Source organism: Streptomyces bauhiniae (assembly GCF_004784475.1).
GTDB lineage: Bacteria > Actinomycetota > Actinomycetes > Streptomycetales > Streptomycetaceae > Streptomyces > Streptomyces seoulensis.
The window spans coordinates 171,828-180,494 of sequence record NZ_SRRT01000010.1; the positions used below are offsets into that span (position 1 = coordinate 171,828).

General features: G+C 75.8%; 9 protein-coding genes. 3 read left to right on the forward strand and 6 right to left on the reverse strand.

The window, feature by feature from the left end; translation table 11 throughout:
* Positions 1-17: 17 nt before the first annotated feature.
* Complete coding sequence (locus tag E5083_RS29150) at positions 18-1,124, reverse strand: mechanosensitive ion channel family protein (protein ID WP_167513661.1); 1,107 nt, start codon at positions 1,122-1,124, stop codon at positions 18-20.
* Between the two features lie 289 nt (positions 1,125-1,413).
* On the opposite strand from E5083_RS29150, the gene E5083_RS29155 reads away from it, so the two are divergent.
* Positions 1,414-1,950: an HNH endonuclease gene (locus E5083_RS29155; RefSeq protein ID WP_031182313.1), complete on the forward strand. Its 537-nt coding sequence runs from the start codon at positions 1,414-1,416 to the stop codon at positions 1,948-1,950.
* Positions 1,951-1,976: 26 nt separating this feature from the next.
* On the opposite strand, the gene E5083_RS29160 is transcribed toward E5083_RS29155, so the two are convergent.
* From E5083_RS29160 to E5083_RS29180, 5 genes are read right to left on the reverse strand one after another with little or no spacing between them, the layout of a single operon-like run.
* Positions 1,977-2,573, reverse strand: a complete 597-nt coding sequence (locus tag E5083_RS29160; RefSeq protein WP_135788668.1) for a hypothetical protein — start codon at positions 2,571-2,573, stop codon at positions 1,977-1,979.
* Positions 2,570-3,901, reverse strand: a complete 1,332-nt coding sequence (locus tag E5083_RS29165; protein WP_244317686.1) for a hypothetical protein — start codon at positions 3,899-3,901, stop codon at positions 2,570-2,572. Before E5083_RS29165 ends, E5083_RS29160 begins: the two co-directional genes overlap by 4 nt.
* Positions 3,898-4,674 (reverse strand): ABC transporter ATP-binding protein, encoded by a 777-nt coding sequence (locus E5083_RS29170; RefSeq protein WP_208754189.1) that lies wholly within the window; start codon positions 4,672-4,674, stop codon positions 3,898-3,900. The genes E5083_RS29165 and E5083_RS29170 overlap by 4 nt, the downstream gene beginning before the upstream one ends.
* Positions 4,675-4,687: 13 nt before the next feature.
* Positions 4,688-5,500 carry a zf-HC2 domain-containing protein gene (locus E5083_RS29175; RefSeq protein WP_135788669.1) on the reverse strand — a complete coding sequence of 271 codons (813 nt, stop codon included), beginning with the start codon at positions 5,498-5,500 and terminating at the stop codon, positions 4,688-4,690.
* Positions 5,497-6,063 carry an RNA polymerase sigma factor gene (locus E5083_RS29180; RefSeq protein WP_135788670.1) on the reverse strand — a complete coding sequence of 189 codons (567 nt, stop codon included), beginning with the start codon at positions 6,061-6,063 and terminating at the stop codon, positions 5,497-5,499. The genes E5083_RS29175 and E5083_RS29180 overlap by 4 nt, the downstream gene beginning before the upstream one ends.
* A gap of 144 nt (positions 6,064-6,207) precedes the next feature.
* Between E5083_RS29180 and E5083_RS29185 the strand changes: the two genes are divergently transcribed.
* Together E5083_RS29185 and malQ are read left to right on the forward strand one after the other, a co-directional pair.
* Entirely contained in the window at positions 6,208-6,435 is a 228-nt protein-coding gene (locus E5083_RS29185) for a hypothetical protein (RefSeq protein ID WP_135788671.1), read from the forward strand.
* Positions 6,436-8,538 carry a 4-alpha-glucanotransferase gene (gene malQ, locus E5083_RS29190; RefSeq protein ID WP_135788672.1) on the forward strand — a complete coding sequence of 701 codons (2,103 nt, stop codon included), beginning with the start codon at positions 6,436-6,438 and terminating at the stop codon, positions 8,536-8,538.
* The last annotated feature ends 129 nt before the right edge of the window (positions 8,539-8,667 follow it).

Here is an 8,667-nt window from a genome sequence, read left to right on the forward strand (position 1 = left end):
GCCCCTTCGGAGCGCCGTTACTTCACCGGAGGCTTCGGCGTGGTGAGCGGGTTGGTGGCCAGGGACTGCGGGGAGGTTGCGTTGTTGAACGCCGAGGGCGCGGCGACGGTGGCCGAGGGGTCCGGGGTCTCCTCCGGGACCACGGCCGTGGCACCGCCGATGATCGGGATGCTCGCCCGGTCGAAGGCCCGCTTGATCCGCCAGCGCAGCTCGCGCTCGACCGACACCGACTTGCCCGGCATGGTCTTGGCGGAGACCCGGATGACCATGGAGTCGATGAGCACGCTGTCCAGGCCCAGCACCTCGATGGGGCTCCAGAGCAGCTCGTTCCACGGCTCCTCCTTGCCCATCTTCTCGGCGACCTCGTCCAGTACGGACTTGACCTTGTCCAGGTCCTCGTCGGCGCGGACGGTGACGTCCACGCCCGCCGTGGCCCAGCCCTGGGAGAGGTTGCCGATGCGCTTGACCTCGCCGTTGCGCACGTACCAGATCTCGCCGTTGTCGCCGCGCAGCTTGGTCACGCGCAGGCCGACCTCGACGACCTCGCCGGTCGCCACCCCGGCGTCGATGGTGTCGCCGACGCCGTACTGGTCCTCGATGATCATGAAGACGCCGGACAGGAAGTCGGTGACCAGGTTCCGGGCGCCGAAACCGATCGCCACACCGGCGACACCGGCGGAGGCGAGCAGCGGGGCCAGGTCGATCTTGAAGGTGGAGAGCACCATCAGGGCGGCCGTGCCGAGGATGGTGAAGGACGCCACCGAGCGCAGTACCGAGCCGATGGCGGCCGAGCGCTGACGGCGCCGCTCGTTGTTGACCAGCAGCCCGCCCAGCGGGGACTGGTCCACCGCCTGCACGGTGCGGTTCATCCGCTCGATCAGCTTGGTGATGGCCCGGCGCACGACCGCGCGCAGCGCGACGGCGATGACCACGATCAGCAGGATCTGCAGCCCCATCGCCAGCCAGGTCGACCAGTTCTGCTCGACCCAGCTCGCCGCGTTCGCCGCGTTCTCCTGGGCGTCCTGGAGCGAGGGCACGGCCGGGTCCGAGCCCGATGGCGAGGGAGACGGCGAGACTCCGGCGGCCAGCAGGGCGACGGGCAGGGACACGGCGGGTACCTCCATGGTGCTGCGGTCCGCGCCGGCGGGGGCGGGCAAGGTCACGGGAAGGTCACCGGGCGGACAGAACCACCACACTAACGGGGCATCGCGCACCCACTCGCCGCTTCTCCGGAGGCTCCCTGCCCCGCCCGCGCCTGAACAGGCCCTGCGGAGCGGACGGCGCCGCTCATGTGGTCGAAAACACTTCGAGCCCGTTACCGGCACATGGTGGCGCTCGGAGCAGGCATGAGGGGAGACTGAACCAGATCGTCCCGGCGCGAGCCACGCGCCGCCGACGCCCAAGGAGGCCCCTGTGCCGCATGTCCTGGTCCTCAACGCGTCGTACGAGCCCCTCGGCGTCGTACCGCTCCGCCGCGCGCTCGTCCTCGTCCTGGAGAACAAGGCCGTCTCCCTCGAGGAATCCGGCGCCTATCTGCACAGCGCGTCCGTCACAGTCCCCGCACCCAGCGTGGTCCGGCTCAAGCGTTTCGTGCGGGTTCCCTACCGGGGGCCCGTTCCCCTCACCCGGCGCGCGCTGTTCGCGCGGGACGGGGGCCGGTGCGCGTACTGCGGTGGCGTCGCAACCAGCGTCGACCACGTCATCCCGCGCTCACGCGGGGGCAAGCACGTCTGGGACAACGTGGTGGCCTCCTGCCGCCGCTGCAACCACGTCAAGGCCGACCGCCACCTGGTCGAACTCGGCTGGCGCCTGCGCCACCAGCCGGCCCCGCCCACGGGCCTCGCCTGGCGCATCATCGGCACCGGCCACCGCGACCCCCGCTGGCTCCCCTACCTCCAGCCCTACGGCGCGGAGGCCGCCCTGGCCCGGATCGATGGCATCTCGGCCTGACGCTCCGGGCCCCGGCCACGGGGGCGTCAGCCGCCGGGGCGCGCCCCCCGGACGGCGTACAGCGCGGTGCCCAGCGCGAAGGCGGCCAGCGCGGCGGCCCAGGCGCCGGGCTGCGTCCCCGGCTGCACCGGCCACGCCCACACCGTGGCCGCCCGGCCGCGGGGGCCGGAGGAGGCCAGGTAGGCGGCGGACACGTACCCGAAGGCGGGCAGCCAGCTCAGCCGGGCCCCGAGGGCGACGGCGGCGAGCGCCACGATCCCCACGCAGCCCAGGACGTTCCGGATCATCGCCGGGGGCCCGAACGTCTCCGCGTGCCCGGCGACGGCCACCGGCAGCACCGCCGAGGCGAGCGCGGTCAGCGCGAGCAGATGCGCCAGCCGCCGGGGCCACCAGGGGCGTACGGCCGTACGGTCCAGCTCGTCGGAGTCGGAGCGCAGGCTCGCGCCGATCGCGGCGGCGGCCAGCAGCGGGGCGAGCGCCACCACGGGCACCCGGCGGCCGGGGTCCAGGTAGGCGTCCAGCGCCCCGGCCGCCCAGACGGCGAAGCCGGTGGTCGCGGCGAGGGCGGCCAGGGTCTGCGGGAGGGCGCGGGAGCGGGCGTAGAGCGGGAGACCGGGGTTCACAGGGCCGGCACCCCCTCGGCGTCGCAGGCCGCGCGGGCCGCGAAGTAGGCGGAGAGCCAGGTGCGGCGGCGCTGCTCGTCCATGCCGGCCAGCTTGGCGCGGGCGGCCTGGCTTGCGCGGAGGTGGGCGCGTCTGGCCGCATCGCCCTTCGCGTCGTCGGCGTCGAAGTTGCGTTGCTGAGGGTTCGGCGCCAGGTACGCCTGTACGGCGTCGTCCGCCGGCAGCACCCGCTCGGGCTCCTCGCCGCAGTCGCCGCGCAGGGCCGCCACCGCCTCCCACGCGTACTGCTCCGGTTTCATCAGCCGCCCCCGTACGACGTACCAGCCGAACGGCGTCAGCATCGGCAGGGCGGCCTCGTCGGCGCGCGGCTCGGTGCCCCGGTCCGACCAGCGGACCGGGAGGTTGCGCACGCCGCGCAGCTTGCCGGTGACTCCGGACAGGGCCGCGCGTACCTGGGGGAGCATGCCGGAGTAGCGGGCGTTGACGCAGACGGCGGGCGTGGTGGAGGTGTCGCACACCTGGCGGTGGGCGAGCGGGTCCGGCCGCCACGGGCCGCTCCCGGTGGACAGCAGCAGCGCGGCGGCCAGGGCGACGGCCAGCGGCACCAAAGCGGTCGCCCGGCGCCGGGCCGCGTACGCCAGGGTGAGGGCGAAGGCCAGGCCGAGCGTCCAGGCGGCCATGGCGAGCGGCTGCCACCACACCGGCCAGAAACCGTTCACGGCGGGCCTGGCCGGGTCGAGCGGGCTGACGGCATCCTGGTAGCCCGCCGTTCCGAGCACCACGTACCCGGCCGCACCCAGCAGAGGGGCCGCGAGCGGGGTGGAGGCGGCCCGGCCCACCACGTGTCCCAGCAGTGTCGCCGCCATCAGGGCGGCGGTGTCTCCGGGCACCGGGCTGAGATGCGGGTGGTCGCCCCGGACGTACGGCCAGGTGGTGAGCGTCGTCAGGGCCACGGCGAGCAGATGGCCGACGGCCACCCAGAGGGCGACCGGCAGGGCGGACACCAGCAGCCTGGTGAGCGGCGCGCGGACGGCCGTACCCCACAGCTCCTCGGTACGGCGCCGTCGCTCCCGGCCCCCCTGCCAGCAGCCGGCCGCGGCGGCGAACGGCAGGGCGATCACCAGCGCGTCGTGCAGGTGATCGGCGGTCGCCGCCCAGTCGCCCTGCCAGGCGTCGGCGGAGGCGGGCAGCACCGCCCCGAACAGCAGCAGGACGGCCGCCCCGGCGAGCGGGGGGAAGCCCCGGAGGGCCTCGGCGCGGAGCGGGTGGGGGACGCGGACGGGTGCCTCCGGCACGGCCGGGGCGGTGGTCGTGGTCGTGGTCGTCACACCGTCTCCCGCGCGTCCGTGGCGCCCTGCGCCCGGTGGGCCCGCAGCGCCGCCGTGTAGCCGCGCTCGATGGGGTGGTCGCCGGGGCCGTCGGAGGTCTCGCCGAGCCCGGTCAGCGAGGCGGGGGTGCCCCGGTACGCGATCCGGCCCTCGTCCAGCAGGGTGACCTCCGTGCAGGCGGCGGCCACGTCCTCCACCAGGTGGGTGGAGACCACCACCGTGGCCGAGGTGCCGAGTTCGCGCAGCAGCTCGCGGAACTCCACCCGCTGCTCGGGGTCGAGCCCGGCGGTGGGTTCGTCCAGCAGCAGCACGCTGGGGTCGTTGACGACAGCCTGCGCGATGCCGACCCGGCGGATCATGCCGCCGGACAGCGTCCGCATCTTCGCGTCGGCCCGGTCCGCGAGGCCCACCCGCCGCACCGCCCCCTCCACGGCGGCCGGAACCCGGTCGGCCGGGACCTCCTTCAGCCAGGCCACGTAGGCCACGAACTCCCGCACGGTGAAGGCCGGGTAGTAGCCGAACTCCTGCGGGAGATAACCGAGTTCGCCCCGTATCTCGGAACGCTCGCGCGGGCTGCCGCTGTCCCGGCCGAGCAGCTCCACGCGGCCGGCCGAGGGGCGGCCCACCGTGGCGAGCACCCGGATCAGCGAGGTCTTCCCGGCGCCGTTCGGCCCGAGCAGGCCGTGGACGCCGGTGCCCAGCTCCAGATCGACGGAGTCGAGGGCGACGGTTCTGCGATGCCGGACACACAGCCCGGTGACGCGGATGGACAAGAGGGCTCCTCAGTCAGTTGGTGTGGTCGTACGCGGTGCGGCGGGCCGCCAGCAGCAGGGCGCTCAGGGCGACCGCGGCCGCCCACGCGGACTGGGCCGGGGCGCCGTCGAGGCACCGGGCCAGCCGGGCGCCGATCTCCCCCGGCGACGGCGCGAGCACCGCGCACAGCCAGCCGCCCGCCGTCAGGGCGGACGCGATACGGAATCCGGTGAGCGGGGCCAGCGCCAGGGTGGCCAGCGTCAGCGCCAGCCCCGGCAGCAGCCACGCGGCGGCGGCCGGGGCGCCGGAGGCGGGCAGCAGCAGCCCGGTGAGGGTCAGCACCGGCAGACTCACCGCGAGCACGGCCGCCGTCCGGGTCAGGGCCAGCCGCAGCCCGCCACCCGGGGTGGAGGCGGCCAGCTCGTGCAGCGGGTCGGCGTGCGGGCCGTAGGACAGGGCGACCCCGGCCACCGGCACCACCGGGGCGAGCGCCAGCAGCAGCGTCCGCGCCTCCGGGGCGCCCCGGAACTGGCCCAGCAGCAGCGCGGCCCCGGCCACCACCAGCAGCGCCGCCGACCAGGCACCGCGCACGGCGGGCCCCGCCGCCCACAGCAGCCGGGCGAACCGGGACACGGGCACCTCCCGCACGGCGGAGGCCAGCACCGCGGCCCGTACGTCGGTGAGCACCGCCCCCGCCGCCGTCCCCCGTACCGCCGCCGAGACGCGGGACGCGCAGGCCGCGCAGGACTCCAGGTGCTTCTCCAGGGACCAGGCGTCCGGCTCCGGCAGGGAGCCGTCGGCGTACCGGGCGGCCCGGTCCTCGCTCGTGTGCCACTGCCTGCTCATGCCGGGCCTCCCAGCGGGGACGGGTTCAACTGGGCCAGTGCGGCGCGCAGTTCGGTACGGGCGCGCCGGGCGCGGGACTTGACGGTGCCCTCGGGTATGCCGAGCAGCCGGGCCGCCTCGCGGGTGGTCAGGCCGTCGACCACGGTCGCGCGCAGCACCTCGCGCAGCTCGGGGGAGATCCGGTCCAGGGCGGTTCCGACATCGCCGTACTCCAGCCCGGCCAGCACCCGGTCCTCGGCGGACGGCACGGCGGCCGCCTCCGGCTCCGGCGCGACCCGCGCGGAGCGCTCCTGGGCGCGGCGGGCGTCGACCAGGCGCCGGGCGGCGATCGTCCACAGCCAGCCGCCCGCCTCCGCGCCCCGGTGCCCGGAAGCCGAGCGCCACACCGTGACGAAGGTGTCCTGGAGCACCTCCCGGACCACCTCCGGGTCGGCGCAGCGCCGGGCCAGCCGGGCGTGCAGCCAGCCCGCGTGCCGGTCGTACAGGTCGGCGAGCGCGGCCTGGTCGCCCGCCGCGACGGCCCTGAGCAGGGCGCCGTCGTCCTTCTCCCGGTGGCCCCCCATGGGGCGGAACAGTCTCACACCCCCTCTATCGCCCCGCCCCCGAGCGGTGGATCACTCCCGCGTGCGGGCGTGGCAGCCGTGTGTCTGGGTAGGGCTGGGTAATCCGGCGAAACGCACCCGCCCCCCGTGACCAAGGAGGCTCCCGTGGCCGCAGCGGTTCACCTGTTCCTGCCCGCCCAGTGGAAACCCGAGGCGGAGACGCCCGCCGACTGCGCGTTCAGCGCGGAGAGCGCCTGTGTGGAGGCACCGCTCACCAGCGAGCCGCCGCTGCCCGGCGCCGAGCCACTCACCAGCGAGCCCCCGCTCGCCGACACCGTCCCGCTCACCGGTGACGCCGACCCCGTCCCGGTCCGCTTCGGCCCGGCCGAGTAGATGGCCGCGGCGCTGGACGACGACGAGCTGCGCGCCCTCGCGGAGCTGCACGGCGTCGCCACCTCCTACAGCCCCTCCCCGGAGATCGTCGTCGCGGTGCCCGCCCCCGCCGTGATCGCCGCCCTGCGCGCCCTGGACGTCGACGCGAGCACCCCGGACGCCGTCCGTACCGCCCTCGTCGAGCGGGAGCGCGAGCTGCGGGAGCGGCTGCTGCCGCCCACCGTGGTCCGCTGGACCGGCCAGCCCGCCGCCGGCACCGGCACCCCCGCCCTCCCGGACCCCTTCGACGTCCTGCCGCCGGGCACCCGGATGGAGATCGACACCGAGCAGGGCGAGCGGCACACCGCCGTCGACGACCTCCCCACCGGCGTCCACCACGTCACCGTCACCGCCCCCGACGGACGTACCGGCCACGCCCACCTCATCGTCGCCCCCGAGCGCCTCCCCGCCCCCACGGGCCGCTCCTACGGGCTGCTCGCCCAGCTCTACTCCGTGCTCTCCCACCGCTCCTGGGGCATGGGCGACCTCGGGGACCTCGCCGAGCTGGCCGCCTGGGCCGGACGGACCCACGGCGCCGGATTCGTGCAGGTCAACCCGTTGCACGCGGCCGTACCCGGCGCCCCCACCGACCCCTCCCCGTACCGCCCCTCCTCCCGCCGCTTCCCCGACCCGGTGCACCTGCGCGTCGAGGACGTCCCGGAGTACTCCTACGCCGAGCTGAACCCCCGGCTGCGCGAGCGGGCCGAGCGGCTGCGCGCCGACGTCCTCGACAAGGGCGCCCTCATCGACCGCGACGCGGTGTGGGAGCTGAAGCGCCAGGCGCTGGAGCAGGTCGTACGGGTCCCGCTCGGCCCCGGCCGGCAGGCCGCGTACGACGCCTTCCGGGCGGAGGAGGGCCAGGCGCTTCAGGACCACGCCACCTGGTACGCGCTGGCCGAGGAGCACGGCCCGGACTGGCGGACCTGGCCGGAGCCGCTGCGCGACCCCCGCTCGGCGGAGACCGCGCGGGCCCGCGCCCGCCTCGCCGACCGGGTCGAGTTCCACACCCGGCTCGCCTGGCTCACCGACGGGCAGCTCCGCGCCGCCCAGCGGGCCGCCGAGGAGGCCGGGATGCCGATCGGGATCGTGCACGACCTCGCGGTCGGCGTGCATCCGGTCGGCGCCGACGCCTGGTCCCAGCAGGACCACTTCGCCGCCGGCATGTCGGTCGGCGCCCCGCCCGACGCCTTCAACGCGCGCGGCCAGGACTGGGGCCTGCCGCCCTGGCGCCCGGACCGGCTCGCGGAGTCCGGCCACCTCCCGTACCGGCAACTGCTGCGCGCGCTGTTCCGGTACGCGGGCGCGCTGCGCATCGACCACGTGATGGGCCTGTTCCGGCTCTGGTGGGTCCCCGAGGGCAGCCCGCCCACCGACGGCACCTACGTCCGCTACGACGCCGAGGCGATGCTCGCCCTGCTCGCGCTGGAGGCGTCCCGCGCGGGCGCGCTGGTGATCGGGGAGGACCTGGGCACCGTCGAGCCCGGCGTGCGGGAGACGCTGCAGCGGCGCGGGGTGCTGGGCACCTCCGTGCTGTGGTTCGAGCGGGACTGGACCGGCGACGGCCGTCCGCTGCCGCCGGAGAGCTGGCGCGAGGACTGCCTGGCCACCGCGACCACGCACGACCTGCCGCCCACGGCGGCCCGGCTCACCGGCGAGCACGTCGACCTGCGGGAGAAGCTCGGCCTGCTCATCAAGTCCGGCGCCGACGAGCGGGCCGACGCGGTCGCGGACACCGCCGAGTGGCTGGCCCTGCTCGGCAGCCTCGGGCTGCTGGACGCGCCCGCCGCCGGGCCGCCCGGCAGTGACGAGGAGGCCGAGATCCAGGGCTTCCACCGGTTCCTGCTGCGTACCCCGGCCCGGCTGGTCGGCATCTGGCTCCCGGACGGCATCGGGGACCGGCGCCCGCAGAACGTGCCCGGCACCTGGGACCAGTACCCGAACTGGCGCCTGCCGGTGTCCGACCCCCAGGGCCGACCGGTGCCGCTGGAGGAGCTGACGGCGTCCCCGAGGCTGGGGGCGCTGCTGGCCGCGGTGCAGGCGGGGCTGGGGCACAGCGGGCCCTGAGGGGCCGGTACGGCGGTTCGCTAACTTGGGGAGCGTGGACAAGAAGAACGCCCTGCGCGCCGGAGCCCTGGCGGCCGGCACGACGCTGATGATGCTGCTCATGTCGTCCCCCGCGCTCGCGCTCAGCCG